Source organism: Clostridium sp. cel8 (assembly GCF_014050525.1).
GTDB lineage: Bacteria > Bacillota > Clostridia > Clostridiales > Clostridiaceae > Clostridium_B.
Map to the genome: position 1 here is coordinate 206,253 of NZ_JACGAG010000003.1, position 15,817 is coordinate 222,069.

17 protein-coding genes are annotated in these 15,817 nt (G+C 28.2%); 4 read left to right on the forward strand and 13 right to left on the reverse strand.

The genetic code is table 11. The annotated features are described in order from the left end of the window. The 4 genes from H2684_RS04775 to dapF form a co-directional block, all read right to left on the reverse strand. Positions 1-1,197 carry a type II secretion system F family protein gene (locus tag H2684_RS04775; RefSeq protein WP_182088257.1) on the reverse strand — a complete coding sequence of 399 codons (1,197 nt, stop codon included), beginning with the start codon at positions 1,195-1,197 and terminating at the stop codon, positions 1-3. 13 nt (positions 1,198-1,210) lie between these two features. Continuing rightward, positions 1,211-2,620 (reverse strand): GspE/PulE family protein, encoded by a 1,410-nt coding sequence (locus H2684_RS04780; protein WP_182088258.1) that lies wholly within the window; start codon positions 2,618-2,620, stop codon positions 1,211-1,213. Between the two features lie 168 nt (positions 2,621-2,788). Next, positions 2,789-3,868, reverse strand: a complete 1,080-nt coding sequence (locus H2684_RS04785; protein ID WP_182088259.1) for a hypothetical protein — start codon at positions 3,866-3,868, stop codon at positions 2,789-2,791. Beyond that, positions 3,868-4,689 carry a diaminopimelate epimerase gene (gene dapF, locus H2684_RS04790; RefSeq protein WP_182088260.1) on the reverse strand — a complete coding sequence of 274 codons (822 nt, stop codon included), beginning with the start codon at positions 4,687-4,689 and terminating at the stop codon, positions 3,868-3,870. The genes H2684_RS04785 and dapF overlap by 1 nt, the downstream gene beginning before the upstream one ends. Positions 4,690-4,838: 149 nt before the next feature. Here dapF and H2684_RS04795 point away from each other — a divergent pair, with 149 nt between their 5' ends. From H2684_RS04795 to H2684_RS04810, 4 genes are all read left to right on the forward strand, one after another. Continuing rightward, positions 4,839-6,575: an NFACT RNA binding domain-containing protein gene (locus H2684_RS04795; protein ID WP_182088261.1), complete on the forward strand. Its 1,737-nt coding sequence runs from the start codon at positions 4,839-4,841 to the stop codon at positions 6,573-6,575. 188 nt (positions 6,576-6,763) lie between these two features. Beyond that, positions 6,764-7,306 carry a bifunctional pyr operon transcriptional regulator/uracil phosphoribosyltransferase PyrR gene (gene pyrR / locus H2684_RS04800; RefSeq protein WP_347707517.1) on the forward strand — a complete coding sequence of 181 codons (543 nt, stop codon included), beginning with the start codon at positions 6,764-6,766 and terminating at the stop codon, positions 7,304-7,306. Positions 7,307-7,349: 43 nt separating this feature from the next. Further along, on the forward strand, positions 7,350-8,654 hold the full coding sequence (gene uraA, locus H2684_RS04805; protein WP_182088263.1) for a uracil permease: 1,305 nt from the start codon (positions 7,350-7,352) through the stop codon (positions 8,652-8,654). A 16-nt stretch (positions 8,655-8,670) separates the two neighbouring features. Further along, the gene (locus tag H2684_RS04810) at positions 8,671-9,450 is read left to right on the forward strand and encodes an exodeoxyribonuclease III (protein ID WP_182088264.1); all 780 of its coding nucleotides are present in this window, start codon (positions 8,671-8,673) and stop codon (positions 9,448-9,450) included. A gap of 20 nt (positions 9,451-9,470) precedes the next feature. On the opposite strand, the gene H2684_RS04815 is transcribed toward H2684_RS04810, so the two are convergent. The 9 genes from H2684_RS04815 to H2684_RS04855 all read right to left on the reverse strand — a co-directional run bounded on the left by H2684_RS04815 (position 9,471) and on the right by H2684_RS04855 (position 15,672). After that, positions 9,471-10,391 carry an RluA family pseudouridine synthase gene (locus H2684_RS04815; protein ID WP_182088265.1) on the reverse strand — a complete coding sequence of 307 codons (921 nt, stop codon included), beginning with the start codon at positions 10,389-10,391 and terminating at the stop codon, positions 9,471-9,473. Then, a complete protein-coding gene (gene lspA / locus H2684_RS04820; RefSeq protein ID WP_182088266.1) occupies positions 10,372-10,827 on the reverse strand; it encodes a signal peptidase II in 456 nt (151 codons plus the stop codon). Before lspA ends, H2684_RS04815 begins: the two co-directional genes overlap by 20 nt. 30 nt (positions 10,828-10,857) lie before the next feature. After that, positions 10,858-11,547 carry a 5'-methylthioadenosine/adenosylhomocysteine nucleosidase gene (locus tag H2684_RS04825; protein WP_182088267.1) on the reverse strand — a complete coding sequence of 230 codons (690 nt, stop codon included), beginning with the start codon at positions 11,545-11,547 and terminating at the stop codon, positions 10,858-10,860. 51 nt (positions 11,548-11,598) lie between these two features. Then, the gene (aroB, locus tag H2684_RS04830) at positions 11,599-12,672 is read right to left on the reverse strand and encodes a 3-dehydroquinate synthase (protein WP_207719377.1); all 1,074 of its coding nucleotides are present in this window, start codon (positions 12,670-12,672) and stop codon (positions 11,599-11,601) included. A 74-nt stretch (positions 12,673-12,746) separates the two neighbouring features. Beyond that, the gene (locus tag H2684_RS04835) at positions 12,747-13,403 is read right to left on the reverse strand and encodes a DivIVA domain-containing protein (RefSeq protein WP_182088268.1); all 657 of its coding nucleotides are present in this window, start codon (positions 13,401-13,403) and stop codon (positions 12,747-12,749) included. A gap of 17 nt (positions 13,404-13,420) precedes the next feature. Then, positions 13,421-14,200, reverse strand: a complete 780-nt coding sequence (locus tag H2684_RS04840; protein ID WP_182088269.1) for a YlmH/Sll1252 family protein — start codon at positions 14,198-14,200, stop codon at positions 13,421-13,423. 2 nt (positions 14,201-14,202) lie between these two features. Beyond that, complete coding sequence (locus tag H2684_RS04845) at positions 14,203-14,472, reverse strand: YggT family protein (protein ID WP_182088270.1); 270 nt, start codon at positions 14,470-14,472, stop codon at positions 14,203-14,205. 18 nt (positions 14,473-14,490) lie between these two features. Continuing rightward, positions 14,491-14,949 (reverse strand): cell division protein SepF, encoded by a 459-nt coding sequence (sepF, locus tag H2684_RS04850; protein WP_182088271.1) that lies wholly within the window; start codon positions 14,947-14,949, stop codon positions 14,491-14,493. Between the two features lie 54 nt (positions 14,950-15,003). Beyond that, complete coding sequence (locus tag H2684_RS04855) at positions 15,004-15,672, reverse strand: YggS family pyridoxal phosphate-dependent enzyme (protein ID WP_182088272.1); 669 nt, start codon at positions 15,670-15,672, stop codon at positions 15,004-15,006. Positions 15,673-15,817 lie beyond the last annotated feature (145 nt).

Genomic DNA, 15,817 nt, shown 5'->3' on the forward strand with positions numbered 1-15,817 from the left:
TTAAGAAATTGAATCCATTATATTAAATATAGGCATAATAGCTGCCACTATAAAAATTCCAATAAAAAATGACAAAAATATTATAATAATAGGTTCCACAACCTTTACCAAAACTTTTAAATTTCTTTGTACATCGCTTGCAAATATAATTTGTAATTTATGAAATATAAAATCTAAGTTTCCAGATTCCTCGCCAGTTTTTATCATATATAGAAAAAGATCATTTCCTATTTTGCATTTTTTAAATGCATTATGAATACTTTTTCCCCTTTTTATTTCACTAATTGAATCGTTCATTCTCTGCTCTATAACATTATTTCCTATAGTTTTAGAAGTTACATAAAGTGCTCTTAAAATATTTACTCCTGAAAGGCTTAATATTCTCATAGAAGATACAATCTTTAACATCAAAATTTCACTATATATTTTATTAAAGTATGGTAATTTCATTTTCATACTATCTAAAATATATTTTCCAACTTTACTTTTTAAAAATTTATACAATATAGTTATAAATGCAAAAACTATTGAAATTATATAAAAAAAGTATATATTTAAAAATTTAAATGCACTTATAATAAAAGAAGTTATTAGTGGTATCTTTATATTACTAAAGTTCATAATATCTATAAATTTGGGAATTATACTACTTGTAAGATATATCACAATACATATTGATATTATAAAAGTCAATGCTGGATATACAAGTGCAGATTTTAAATCAGAATGTATTTTATACTCTCTTTCATAATACTCTGACAATTCTTTTAATACACCTTCAAGATTCCCACTTTCTTCCCCGACACCTATCATTTCTATCATATAATCAGGAAATATAGTTTTGAATTTTTTAATACTTAAATAAAGACTTCTTCCTTGCATCAATTGACCTATTATATCAGAAATTGTATATTTCAATAATTTATTTTGACTCTGACTTTCAAGGCTCATAAATGCCTTTGATATTGATATACCTGAACTGAGCATTATATTTAATTTACTACACATAATACTTATATCCAATAAATTAGGTTTTACATAAAATACTTTTTTCCAAAATATTTTTCTAGATATCTTATATATGTATAATCCCTTTTCAGAAAATTCTTTTTTAATTTTATCTAATTCATCATATTTACAAGTTCCGCTAAAGGATTTTCCATTAAGATCCTTCCCTAAATATTTTATAATTTTCATATAATACACCATCTTATACTCTGAATTTATTTATCTCATCAATGCTCGTAATACCATTATTTATCAAGTTTTCTGAATTATTTCTAATTGTATTTATATCAATATTTCCATGATCTATGAAACTTATTTCGTACAAAACCGTTCTACCAATATATCCTGTATAATTGCATTTGGAACACCCTTCATTTTTGTATACAATATCATTTACATCCTTATTAAATATATTTTTACTATTGTTTTTACACATTTTTCTACAATTCATACATAATTTTTTTACAAGCCTTTGGGATATTACACCTATTAATGCATCTTTTATAAAATAGGATGGCACTCCCATACTTTCAAGTCTTAAAACTGCTTCTTTTGCATTCTTTGTATGAAGTGTACTCAATACCAAATGTCCTGTTATTGCAGCTTTAACAGCTATGCTTGCAGTTTCTTCATCCCTTATTTCTCCAACCATAATTACATCTGGATCTTGACGCAAAATAGCCCTAAGTCCTGATGCAAAATTCACACCTACCTTATTATTTACATTTACCTGATTAACTCCTTCAATAGTATATTCAACAGGATCTTCAATGCTAACTATATTCTTTCTCTCTTTATCCATGTTATTTAATAATGAATAAATTGTAGTTGATTTACCACTTCCTGTAGGTCCTACTACTAAAATTATTCCACTAGGCCTAGATGCCATTTCAATTATTTTATCTGCATCTTGACTTAAAAATCCAAGCTTTTCAAGATTCAATATCTTCTTATCTTTGTATAATATTCTAAGAACTATCTTCTCACCATAAACAGTAGGCAGTATAGATACCCTTATATCATAGTTTTTTCTACCTATTGAAAAAGATATTTTTCCATCTTGTGGTATTCTCTTCTCAGCTATATTCATATCTCCCATTATCTTTATTCTTGTACATATAGATGAATATATTCTCTTTGGTATTCTAGTGTAATTTAAAATAGATCCATCTATTCTAAATCTTATATTTACATCATTTTCAAAAGGCTCTATGTGAATGTCACTTGCTCTCTCATTTACTGCTCTTTCAATTATATAGTTTACTGCCTTAACTACAGGAGAATTAATAAATTTTGATGAATCTTCTCTTTCAACTTTTACATCTTCAATATCAATGTCATTTACAGCACAATCTAACTTTTCTCTAGAATAAAGACTGTCTATAAATCTAAATATTTCTTTTCTATCTGCCTTAAAAAAACTTATGTCCATTTTAACTACAAATTTTAGTTTTTCTCTCAGCTGAAAATTAGGAACATTATCTATAGCTATATAGATTTTCCCATTGAATTTTCTAAAAGCAGTCAAGCAATTTTCTCTTGCTATGTCTTCGGGTATTACATTAACTAAACTCCTATCAATCAATACCTTTTTTAAGTCTATTTCATCCAATAACTTTCCTCCTTATCAAATGTATCTATTTAAAATTATTAGCATAATTTCCCTTTTTAAACAGATAAATAAAGATTTTTTTCATATATAATCATATATAAATTAAATAACCTTGAACAAACTCTATTTACAGTTTGCTCAAGGTTATTTCAACAATATTAATATGAATTATTCACTTCCATATACTTTATATTTACCTTTATGAGAAGACAGCATACTTATAGATGTGTCTTTCGTATTATATACAAATACGTCCATGCTATCATTACTGTTTTTATCATCTTCTATATCATCACCTACAAAATAGATATTTCCATTTTCATCTTCTGTAATTCCTGAAGATACTTCTATAGATTTTGGAAAATCATAAGTAATTCTATTTAAATTATTATTTTTATAAGAAAACTTATACACAGCTGAAATATTATTTTTCTGAACTGCTGTAAAAAATATACTTCCATCTCGCTTATCATCTACATATTTGTATATTTTCAATATATTGTTATTCAATATCTCAGTTGTATTATCTTCTGAATTATAATAGTATAATGATAAATCATCTCCAATACCAGATATATACATAATATTGTGATTTATATTCAAAAAATACATACAATATCCATTTATATTGGTTAAATATAAACTTTCTCTACCTGTACTTATATCATATTCATATATCTTACTTGAATTAGCCTTTCCCTGAATAGTTCCATAATACAAAATTTTATTTTCATCAATCCAACTATATAAATTTCCAGAAACCATAACATTTGACTTTAAGTCAATATACTCTTTATTTTTTATGTCATATATCCTCATACCTTCAGCGCTACTTATAGAATTTGACTTATAGCTTCTAAATGCTATTTTATCACCAGAAGGATTCATCTTTATATCGCTTGCATAGTAAAAATCGCTTAACTCCAGTTTAGAATTATTATAGAATATATCAATTTTATTCTCATTACTTGAACTACTTTCATTTTTCTTAGTCAAATAAACATATACAGGTTTTTTAGAATTATAAACTATTTCCGAAACTCCTTGAAGTTTTCCGCTTTCTTTTAAAACATTATTTTTTAAATTGAAAACTCGGCTTTCTTTGTTACTCTCTTCAACTACAATTGCGTCAGAATATGAAGGTATCAATGTGGCTGTTACTTCCTTTTTTTCTTCTCCACATCCCGTAAAAACGCTAATTACAAAAAATATCATTACAAAAAAGATACCTCTGCAAAAGTATTTCATTAAATTTCGCATTCTCCTTTAAAAGAAATAACTGCAGGACCTGTCATAAAAACTCCATCTTCCTTTATTTCTATAAATAATTTTCCACCTGGTGCACTAACTTCAACTTTATTACCTGTAAATCCAAGCCTGTTTGAAGCAACTACAGATGCACAACACCCTGTACCACAAGCAAGAGTTGCACCTGCTCCTCTTTCCCAAGTCTTTACTTTAATATGAAATGCATCTATTACTTCACAAAAATTTACATTTGTTCCCTGAGGGAAAATACTATACTTTTCAATTTTTTCTCCTTCAGATATATCGTAATCATCTAAAGCTCCAAATATGACTGTATGAGGCACTCCCATAAGCATAGTAGTCAGTTTATATTCTCTATTATTTATATAAAACTTTTCATTCAATATTTCTCTATCATACTTTGCAGGTATTTTATCTAACTCAAACGATGGTTTACCCATATTTATAGTCACACTTTTCACAATACCATTTTCAATATTCAAAAAAGCTATCTTTACCCCATCCCCTGTTTCTATTTTAAGTGGATTTTCTACTACAAATTTATTTTCAAAAACGTATTTTGCAAAACACCTTATTCCATTTCCACACATAGCAGCATAGGATCCATCAGAATTTATTATTTCCATTTTTATAGATGCAATTTCACTATTTCTAACGAGAATAATTCCATCTGCACCTATTCCAAAATGTCTATCACAAAGCCTTATTGCATAATCAGACTCTTTTTTTATAAGTTCACCCTTTCTATCGTCTATTAAAATAAAATCATTTCCATTGCCATGAATCTTAGTAAATTTCATATTTTCAATTTTCATCCTCTCACAAAGTATTATTTGTTTTAAGTTTACTACCTGGATAACCTTTTATCAACAAGTATGATAAAACTTTATTTTAAAATTTTAAAATGATATAATTTATAAATATAAAGGCTTACGAGAGGATTGATTATATGGCTTTAGACGGCATTTTTATAAGTAGCATATTAAATGAATTGACAGAAAATATACTTGACGGTAGAGTTGAAAAAGTAAATCAACCGGAAAAAGATGAAATAATTCTTACAATAAAAAAGAATAGAAAACATTTCAAGCTATCTATAAGTGCAAGTTCAGTTTATCCAAAAATACATATAACAGAAATAAATAAATTGAATCCGCAAAAAGCTCCTATGTTCTGCATGGTGCTTAGAAAACATTTAAATTCCAGTAAATTAATAGGAATCCATCAATTGGATACAGATAGAGTAATATTTTTAGATTTTGAAAGCTCGGATGAAATGGGATTTCAAAGTATGTATACTTTAATTGTAGAAATTATGGGAAGGCACAGCAATATAACTCTTGTTAGAAAAAGAGATAATATTATAATGGACAGCATTAAACATTTAACACAAGAAGTAAATACTGTTAGATCAATATATCCAGGAATAGAATACAAATTACCTCCTTGTTCTACAAAATTAAATCCCTTTTCATTTAACTTAAAAGATATAGAGATATATTTATCAAACAAATCTCTAAAATTTGATGAAAGATTTTTTTCAAACATATTTACAGGAGTGAGCAAAGTATTTTCAAAAGAACTCTATTTAAGGTTTACTAAAAAATATAAAACAGAAGATAGTATTTCACCTGAAAATATATTTCACTTCTCAACTGAAGTGTTCAATAAAATTAAAGATAGAAAATTTCACTTTAGCTCATATCTTAAAAATGGCAAAATAAAAGACTTTTATTGCCTTAAATTATCTAATGTATATGAGAAAGAATATAAAGTATATACTTCTCCTTCAAAGCTACTAGAAGAATTCTACTTTGAAAAAGACAAAGCAGACAGATTAAATAACAGAAGCTCTGATCTCCAAAAATTGATAAATATAAATTTAGATAGGTGTAAGAAAAAAATAAAGATTTTAAATAAGAACCTTGAAGATGCCAAAAGTAAAGATAAATACAGAATACTTGGAGAATTACTAACTTCAAATATCTACAAGATTAAAAAAGGAGATTCACACATATCTGTTCAAAATTTTTACAGCAGTAATATGGAATATGTAGATATTTCACTTGATAAAAATAAAACTCCTTCAGATAATATTCAAAAATATTTCAATAAATACAATAAATTAAAGAAAACAGAATCTGCATCTTTAAATCAGCTAAAAATTACAAATGAAGAAATTGAGTATTTAAACTCCGTGCTTTCAAATATAAAAAATGCAGATAGCTATGAAGACATAGAAGAGATTAAAAGAGAACTTATGGAGTGTGGTTATATAAAATTCAAAAAATATAAAAAATCTAAAACTCCAAAAAATTCAAAACCTATGAAATTTATATCTAGTGATGGAATAGAAATATATGTAGGTAAAAATAACCTTCAAAATGATCATCTAACTTTAAAATTTGCCTCAAAACATGATATATGGCTTCATACAAAAAATATTCCTGGTTCACATGTTATAATCAAAAACTTTGGTGAAATTCCTGACAGAACTCTTGAAGAAGCAGCATCTCTTGCAGCTTATTACAGCAAATCACGCAATTCTTCAAAAGTTGCAGTAGATTACACCCAAGTTAAAAATGTACACAAACCAAATGGTTCAAAACCTGGAATGGTAATTTATTATACAAATAAAACAGTATATATATCTCCTAAAGAACCTAATATAAAAAGACTTCAATAAAGCATTTATTAAAAAACTTGCAATTTATAAATATATAGTCTATAATGTAATAAAATTAATACCCTTTAAGTGATCCAGTGAGGTCAGCAAGGTAACATACATTGAGAGATTGCTATGCCCTTCACTGAGAAGGGCTTTTAATTTGCAATTTTGTAGATATTTTTAAGCATAATTTACAGGGAAGGGTGGTGATAATTTTGAAGCTAAAAGCACTTATACTAGATGAAAAAGCTATAAAAAGAACTTTAACAAGAATATCTCATGAGATAATTGAGAAAAATAAAGGAATAGAAGATATAGTATTAGTGGGAATAAAGCGAAGAGGATATCCACTTGCAAAAAGGATAGCAAAAAATATCAAAAATATAGAGGGAATTGATTTGAATGTAGAGTCTGTTGATATAAGTTTATATAGAGATGACTTAACTCATATTTCAGAAAGTCCTCTTATAAAACAAGCTGACTTAATGAATGTGGAAAATAAAAAGATAATATTAGTTGATGATGTAATCTATACAGGCAGAACTGCAAGAGCTGCAATAGATGCCATTATTCATTCTGGTAGACCAAAGCTCATACAACTTGCAGTACTTGTAGACAGAGGCCACAGAGAACTTCCAATAAGAGCAGATTATGTTGGTAAAAATATTCCTACTTCTAAAAGTGAAATGGTTTCTGTTGAAATTAAAGAGATAGATAAAAATGATTCAGTAAAAATTTATGAAATCTAAAACTTTAAAATAGTCCAGAGAGACTAAAAGGAGCGTTTTATATATGAAAAATTTTATAGATGTAGAAGAAAAATTGCCTATATTAAAAACTATACCACTTAGTTTTCAACACTTATTTGCAATGGTAGGTTCAACTATACTTGTTCCAATACTTACAGGGATGAACCCATCCATAGCCCTTTTCTGTAGCGGTGTTGGTACACTTTTATATATACTGTGTACTAGAGCAAAACTTCCTGCTTACTTAGGTTCTTCCTTTGCTTTTATAAGCCCTATACTCATAGCTTCAAATAATTATGGAACATCTGCTATGTTATCTGGTGTTATAGCCGCAGGACTTGTATATGTAATTGTATCAATTGTAATAAAGTTTTGCGGTGTAGATTGGTTAAATAAAGCCCTTCCACCAGTAGTTGTAGGTTCAATTGTAATTGTAATAGGTCTTGGACTTGCAGCCACTGCTATAAATTGGTCTGGCCTAAATCCAGCTTATACAACAGAACAGATGCAAAGTATTCCAAGATGGGCATGGATATCAGTAGCTATAATAACCTTAGGTATAGGAGTACTTGGCAGCATGTTTTTTAAAGGATTTTTTGGAGTAATTCCAATATTAATCGCAATAATTGTAGGATACATATCAGCCTTAGTTTTAGGTGTTGTACCTAAACAGGCAATAAATAATATACTAAATACTAGCATTTTTAAACTACCAGCATTTGTAACTCCAACTTTTAATACAAATGCAATGCTTCTTATGGCACCAATTTCATTTGTAACTCTTGCAGAACACATAGGACATATTTATGTAACAAACAATGTTGTAGGAAGAGATTTTACTAAGGTTCCAGGACTTCATAGATCAATCCTAGGTGATGGAGTAGCCACAATTTTTGCAGGATTTACAGGTGGTCCTCCAACTACAACTTATGGTGAAAACATTGGAGTCATGGCAATAACTAAAGTATACAGCGTTTGGGTTATAGGTGGTGCTGCAATAATTGCAATAATTTTATCTTTCATAGGACCTGTTGCTGTATTAATTGAAAATATGCCAATGCCAGTTATAGGCGGTGTAAGTATTCTACTGTTTGGAATAATAGCTTCTTCAGGTTTTAGAATATTTGTAGAAGAAAAAATAGATTTTAGTAAAAACAGAAACCTAATATTGGCTTCAGTAATAATAGTAGTTGGAATTGGTGGAGCTTCACTAAAATTCAATGTAGGAAGCTCACCTGTAGAAATATCCGGAGTAGCTCTTGCAACAATAATAGGTATAATATTAAATCTTATACTTCCTGAAAACAGCGCAGCAGAATCAGTTAATGATATGAAAAAGGGAGCTTAACACAGGAGGAACTTTTATGAGAATATACTCTTGGAATGTAAATGGATTGAGGGCAATTTCTAAAAAAAACTTCTTTAGTTGGATAGATGAAGAAAAGCCTGATATATTGTGCATACAGGAAACTAAACTTCAAGAAAATAATCTTAATGAAAAATTAAAAAATATACCAGGTTACTATTCCTATTTTAGTTTTGCCCAGAAAAAAGGTTACAGCGGAGTTTCAGTATACTCTAAATTAAAACCAATCTCAGTAAAAACATCATTAGGTATTCCAAAGTTTGATGCTGAAGGTAGAGTACTCATACTAGAATTTGATTTTTTTACAATACTCAATATATACTTTCCAAATGGTCAAATGAATGAGGAAAGACTTAACTTCAAACTTGAATTCTATGATGCAATTTTAGATTTTTGCAATAACCTCGTAGCTGAGAGTAAAAAACTAATAATATGTGGAGATTATAATACAGCTCACACTGAAATGGATATAAAAAATGCAAAAGCCAACTCAAAGAGATCTGGATTTTTGCCTGTTGAGCGAGCTTGGATAGATAAATTTATAGAAAACAAATATACCGATACATATCGATATATAAATCCTGATAAAATAGAATATTCTTGGTGGAGTTACAGATTCAAAGCAAGAGAGAGAAATGCTGGATGGAGAATAGATTACCACTTTGTATCAAATAATCTTTTACCTTATGTAAAAGATGCAAAGATACTTACAGATGTAATGGGTTCTGATCACTGTCCAATTATGGTTAATATAGAGAACCAGCCTGAAATTAAGTAAATCATTTCAGGCTGTTTCTCTTATTTCTGATTTTTTACAATATTTATTATTCTTTTAAAATAATCTGGTATATCGGATTCAAATTCAATGTATTCCCCAGTTTTAGGGTGAATAAATCCAAGCTTTTTTGCATGTAAAAGCTGTCCATTTAAATTAAATCTCTGCTTTTTATATCCATAAACAGGATCACCTACAAGTGGATGCCTTATATATGCCATATGAACCCTTATTTGATGTGTCCTTCCTGTTTCAAGTACACACTTTATAAGTGTATTGTTTTTAAATCTATCTAATACTTCATAGTGGGTAACTGCTCTTTTTCCACCTCTAACTACTGCCATTTTTATCTTATCTTTTGGATGTCTTGCAATTGGCTGATCTACAACTCCTGAGTCATCTTTTAATACTCCCTCTACTAAAGCTATGTATTCTCTTGTCATAGAATGATTCTTTAACTGTTCTGCCAGTTTATTGTGAGCAAAATCATTTTTAGCTACTACAAGTATACCTGAAGTATCCTTGTCTATTCTATGTACTATTCCAGGACGCTCCACTCCATTTATGCCAGATAGATCTTTGCAATGACTTAAAAGTGCATTTACAAGGGTTCCATTTCTTACACCGGCAGCTGGGTGAACAACCATACCTTGAGGTTTATTTACAACTATAATATAAGAATCCTCATAAACTATATCAAGACTTATATCTTCTGGTTCTATATCCAATTTTACAGGATCTTTCAAAGTTATACAGACTCTATCTTGTAGTCTAAGCTTATAATTACTTTTTTTTACCTTATTATTTACAACTACAAATCCATTCTCTATTAATTTTTGTATATAAGATCTAGATTTTTCCCTAAATTTATAATGCAAAAACACATCAAGTCTCATACTTTCATTTTCTTCAAATAAAAATTCCTTAATTTTCATATTTTTCATCCCTTAATAAGCAGAATATAAGAATAAAAGTTCCTGTTACAACCATAACATCTGCCAAATTAAATATTGGAAAATAATAGATATTTTTATAGTGGATTGATATAAAATCAACTACATATTTATATTTTATTCTATCTATTAAATTTCCAAGCGCCCCGCTTATTATAAGGGCTAAACTTATCCTCATAAGTCTTCCTTTCGGTTTGTATTTTATGAAATACAATATTATAAAAAACATTATAATCACAGTAGCTATAGTTATAAGCATAGTCTTACCTTGAAAAATGCTAAAAGCTGCTCCATTATTTTCAGCATATAAAAGGGAAAAAAGATTTTTTATTACAGGAATCTCTGAAGTCTTAGAAAGTGTCCCTACAGCCCACACTTTAGTCATTCTATCAAATATGAGCCCAACTGCTATTATGAGTATTGTCATTTAGTTCCTCCTAATTTGAAAAAATAGATCTTAGTTTTTAAGCATATATCTCAATATTTCAGTAGAATTTTTTATTGCAATAGGTGCAAACTTTTCATATTCCATATGTGCTCCATTGTTAGCATTATCTGATATAGATCTTATAACTAAAAATGGTATATTGTTTAAATAACATACCTGTGCAATGCTTCCGCCTTCCATTTCACATGCAAGTGCATCAAATTTCTCTAAAAGCCAATTTGTCTTATCTTTATTTGATACAAATTGATCTCCTGTAACTATTCTACCTACAAAACTGTGCCTATCATCAAATAAATCACATGCTTTCTTTGCTTTACATATCATTTCTTCGTCACATTTAAATGCATATGTATCAAGTCTTGGAATCTGTCCCAACTTATCTCCAAAAGCTGTTGTATCCATATCATATTGTACCAAATTAGATGCAATCACTATATCTCCAGGATATACATTATCAGCTAATCCACCAGCTATACCAACATTTATTATTCTATCCACTTTGAAATCATCTATAAGTATTTGTGCACAAATAGCTGCATTTACTTTACCAATACCACATACAACCGCCACTACATCTTTTCCCTCTAACTTTCCAAAATTAAATTCCATATTTGCTTTTTTAGATACATTTTGAACATCCATTTTTGAAATCAAGATTTCTAATTCTTCATTCATAGCAGCAATAATTCCAATTGTCATAAAATGATCATCCTTTCTTTTCATTACCTGAATCTTAAAATATTCAATTCTTTAAAGGTCAATAGATTCTCTGATTGCCTTTACAATTTCGTCCTTTTTTGTGTCTACTTTTATTTTATAATTACCTATATCCTGAAGCAATACAAATCTTATGCTTGAATCATTTTTCTTATCATGGCTTACTGCATATAAAAATGCTTCATAATCTTCTATCTTATAACTTATTGGAAGACCTAACTTTTTAATAAGTTCCTTTACAAAAGGATATATATCCTTTCTCATATTAAATTTATATTCAGATAACTTTAAAGCTGCCAAACTTCCTAGTCCAACTGCTTCCCCATGTGATATATTGAAATTTGAACATATCTCTATTCCGTGTCCTATTGTATGTCCAAAATTAAGTATGTTTCTAAGTCCTGTATCTTTAAAATCTTTAGTAACTACATCCTTTTTTATATTCAAACATCTTTCTATTATATATATGAGCACACCTTCATCTCGTTTAAGTATGTCTTCAAAGTTATCATTTACATAATTTAAAAATTCCTTTGAATCTATCAAACAGTATTTAACAAGTTCTCCAAGTCCATCTCTAAACAGCATATCATTTAAACTTTTCAAAAAACTTGGACAAACATATACAAATTCAGGATTAAAAAAACTTCCTATTAAATTTTTTATATCATCATAATTGTATCCAACTTTTCCTCCAATACAACTATCAATTTGAGACAACATTGTAGTTGGTATATTTATGAATTTAATTCCCCGCATATAAGTTGAAGCTGCAAAGCCAACTATATCTCCTACAAGTCCACCTCCAAGTCCTATTAATATACTATTTCTATTTGCACCATTTTTAAGGAGAAAGTCATATATATTCTTTACAGTATCTATACTCTTATTTTCTTCCCCATGATTGAACTTAAAAACTTTACATTCTAAATTATTCTCTAAATTATCTATAATATCAGAGTAAATGCTACCTACTATATCATCTGTAATCAAAAACATATTATGATTTTCTTTATATTTTTTTAATAAATTATATAACTCTTTAAGATCACTTTCTATATAAACTTTATAACTATCGTTTTTTAAATTTATATCTATCTCTTTCAAAATCTCACCTCTTAAAATATTAAAATTTTACTATAATATCTCTAGTAAAAAATCCACTCTTAAGAGTGGACTTTTTATCCTTTCACAAAGAAATTTTTAATTTCTTCTAGCTCCTGATCATTAGTTGAAATTTCATCTTCAGTATTTCCCTCAAATTGCATATTGTTTTCACTATCATTTTGGTCTTGCTTGGACATCACTTCAATTTCCTTTTCCTTTACAGGAAATTCTTCTTCCTTTGAAACTTCATTTTTCTCAAAACCTATATTATAATTTTTTACGAAGTTTTTTTCCATATCATCAAATAACTCAAGCTGAGACTCCATAAAGTTTCTATATCTAGCTCTAAATTTGTTAAATTCTTGCTTTACCTTTTCAAATTCATCATTTATCTGAATAACATCTCCGTGAGCCTTATCTATTATCTTTTTTGAAGTTTGATTAGCATTTTTTATTATAAGTTCACTTTCCTTTTTAGCATTCTCTTTAGCCTGCTCAGAAGCATTCTGTGCAAGTAAAAGTGTATCTTTTATAGTTTTTTCCATTTTATCGTAATGACTCAATCTTTCTTCTAAGGTTTTTATTTTATCTTTTAGATTTGAATTTTCTCTTAAAATCTCTTCATAATCTCTTGAAACCTTGTATAGGAAGTCATCTACCTCATCCATATTATAACCTCTAAGTGATCTTTTAAACTCCTTATTGGCCAAATCCGTAGCTGTTATTGACATATTGCAAACACCTCAAATTAACTAAATTTTTCTACAAGAAGTTTTATCCTTCCTCTTGCCGTAAATCCACTTATATCTATCAACTTAAACTTTCCATATCCCCTTACAGTTATAGTAGATTTGCAATCTAAAATCATATTTTTCTTTTTACATTCAAAATAATTAACTTGTACCTTACCTTTTTTTATAAGCATATCACTGTCATTTCTGGATACTTTACATATAGAACTAACTATACAATCAAGCCTCATAGAAGAAACCACTTGTGTAAAAGACTTAAACTCATAATCTGGTATATTTTGTGATTTTAAATCTAAAATATCTACAGAACAATTTGAATTTCCAACTTTATTAAAATTAAGTTTTATATATTCACTTATATCCCGCATACATGCAAGATAACATACTTCTCCTCCTTTTACTAAAAGATCTCCAAATTTTTCCCTTCTCAATCCAAGTGACATAAGTGCACCTAAATAATCTTTATGCTTAAGTTTTGAAAACTTAGATTTAGCACTTATTTTTATTAAATCAACAGGAAAATCCTTCTGTTCCTCATAGTTTTCAGAAAACATAACACATCTTCTATCTGCATTTTCAAATATTCCATAGCTTACCACTTTAAGTCCAATTTTCTGTGTCATATTTTCAATTTTACTCCATATATTTGGAGTATAGAATTCTTGTGTGTATACATTTTTACCTGTCTTTTTTGCAATAGTCATTTTATCGTATATGTTAGATATCATATTTTCATTTGCAAAACTAAATTCTTTTATAAATTCCCTCTTATTCATAACTATAATATAGAAAATACAATTCCTCTAATTATGTCTAATAAGACCAAGGCAACTATAGGTGAAAAATCTATCATAAGTCCTGGCATTAGCTTTTCTTGAATTATTCTTCCTGGTTTCATAAGGGGATCAGTAATTATATGAAGAAGTTCCACAAATCCACTCGATCCTATTCCACTAGGAATCCATGACAATATTACATCTAACAGTATAGCTCCTTCTAAAAATCTAAAGAGCAAATCTATAGCAATTCTTAAAGTACTGACTATCATCTCTTCCTCCAATATACTTTATTTCCAACTAAACAGTCCTTTTCCTGAAAGTTCACTTTTTAAATCATTACTTACTTCAACATTAGCTGGAGACAATATATAAACTCCCTTTTCTATTTCTTCAAGACTACCTCCAAGTGAGTAACTAGCACCACCCATAAAATCTAGCAACCTTTGTGCTATTCTATTTTCAAGACCCGTAGTATTTATAACTACAATTTTCCTACTTTTCAATTCATCGCATATATCGGCTGCTTCTTCATAGCTAGTTGGCTTAACTATTTTTACTTTAGCTGCAATGGTTGTATGTATACTTACAACTTTATTTTGTCTTTTTGAACTTATTACAGGTTCAGCCTCTGAAAATTCATTTACAACTTTATTATTGTCAAGCTCATCTGTTTCTTCAATTTCATCTTCTAGATCATCTTCAAGACCTAAAAATCCCATCATTTTATTTAACATTTTACCGGCCATTTGAAATCCCTCCTATGTTTAATGTTCTTATTTTTATCATTAATAAAAAAATTATTATTTCAAAGTAGAATAATTTCTCTTTCCAAATATTCCTTCACCAATTCTAACCAAATTTGATCCCTCTTGAATAGCTATGTTATAATCATGAGTCATCCCCATAGACAATATATCCATTTTTATATTCTTAAAATCTCTTTTTTTCAAATCATTAAAAATAGAATTTAGTTTTTTGAAGTAATATCTTGAACTTTCTTCATTACCTTTTGGAATTACAGCCATAATCCCCTTAACCTTAACATTATGACATTTTTCACAAGCTTCTATCAAATTATCTAAATCTCTAAGATATATACCTGTCTTACTTTCTTCTTCTCCTATATTTATCTGTATTAAAGTATTTGCAATTAAATTTTTTGAACTATAGCGTTTTTCTATTTCATTAAGAAGTCTTACACTGTCAAGTGACTGAATTAAATAGACTTTTCCCACAATATACTTTACTTTATTTCTTTGGAGATGTCCTATTAAATGCCATCTTATGTCATTTGGAAGCTCAGGTTGTTTTTTTATTAACTCTTGAACTTTATTTTCCCCAAAATCTCTTATTCCAAAATCATAAGCTTCTTTTATATCCTCTATAGGTTTAGTTTTAGATACAGCTAATAAAGTAACATTATCTTTTAAATTTTTGACTATATTATCTATATTTTCTTTTATTGACAATAGTATCGTCTCCTTCATATGACACACTCTAAACTATAATGAGATAAATTCCTATAAAAGCATAAATATTTATATCAAAGCACTATGAACTTACTATTAATTATTCTTCATTAAAATTAAAAATCCTTCATTTTTAGATAAATTT

What these genes read in the sequence shown, in the direction of transcription:
- sepF (WP_182088271.1), bottom strand. Translation starts at nt 14,949, where the DNA reads ATGGCCGGTAAAATGTTAAATAAAATGATGGGATTTTTAGGTCTTGAA.
- H2684_RS04825 (WP_182088267.1), bottom strand. Translation starts at nt 11,547, where the DNA reads ATGACAATTGGAATTATTGCTGCTATGAATGAAGAATTAGAAATCTTG.
- H2684_RS04840 (WP_182088269.1), bottom strand. Translation starts at nt 14,200, where the DNA reads ATGAATAAGAGGGAATTTATAAAAGAATTTAGTTTTGCAAATGAAAAT.
- lspA (WP_182088266.1), bottom strand. Translation starts at nt 10,827, where the DNA reads ATGACAATACTCATAATAGCAGTTGGGCTCATATTTGATAGAATGACT.
- H2684_RS04835 (WP_182088268.1), bottom strand. Translation starts at nt 13,403, where the DNA reads ATGTCAATAACAGCTACGGATTTGGCCAATAAGGAGTTTAAAAGATCA.
- H2684_RS04810 (WP_182088264.1), top strand. Translation starts at nt 8,671, where the DNA reads ATGAGAATATACTCTTGGAATGTAAATGGATTGAGGGCAATTTCTAAA.
- dapF (WP_182088260.1), bottom strand. Translation starts at nt 4,689, where the DNA reads ATGAAATTTACTAAGATTCATGGCAATGGAAATGATTTTATTTTAATA.
- H2684_RS04775 (WP_182088257.1), bottom strand. Translation starts at nt 1,197, where the DNA reads ATGAAAATTATAAAATATTTAGGGAAGGATCTTAATGGAAAATCCTTT.
- H2684_RS04785 (WP_182088259.1), bottom strand. Translation starts at nt 3,868, where the DNA reads ATGAAATACTTTTGCAGAGGTATCTTTTTTGTAATGATATTTTTTGTA.
- H2684_RS04845 (WP_182088270.1), bottom strand. Translation starts at nt 14,472, where the DNA reads ATGATAGTCAGTACTTTAAGAATTGCTATAGATTTGCTCTTTAGATTT.
- H2684_RS04795 (WP_182088261.1), top strand. Translation starts at nt 4,839, where the DNA reads ATGGCTTTAGACGGCATTTTTATAAGTAGCATATTAAATGAATTGACA.
- H2684_RS04815 (WP_182088265.1), bottom strand. Translation starts at nt 10,391, where the DNA reads ATGAAAAATATGAAAATTAAGGAATTTTTATTTGAAGAAAATGAAAGT.
- uraA (WP_182088263.1), top strand. Translation starts at nt 7,350, where the DNA reads ATGAAAAATTTTATAGATGTAGAAGAAAAATTGCCTATATTAAAAACT.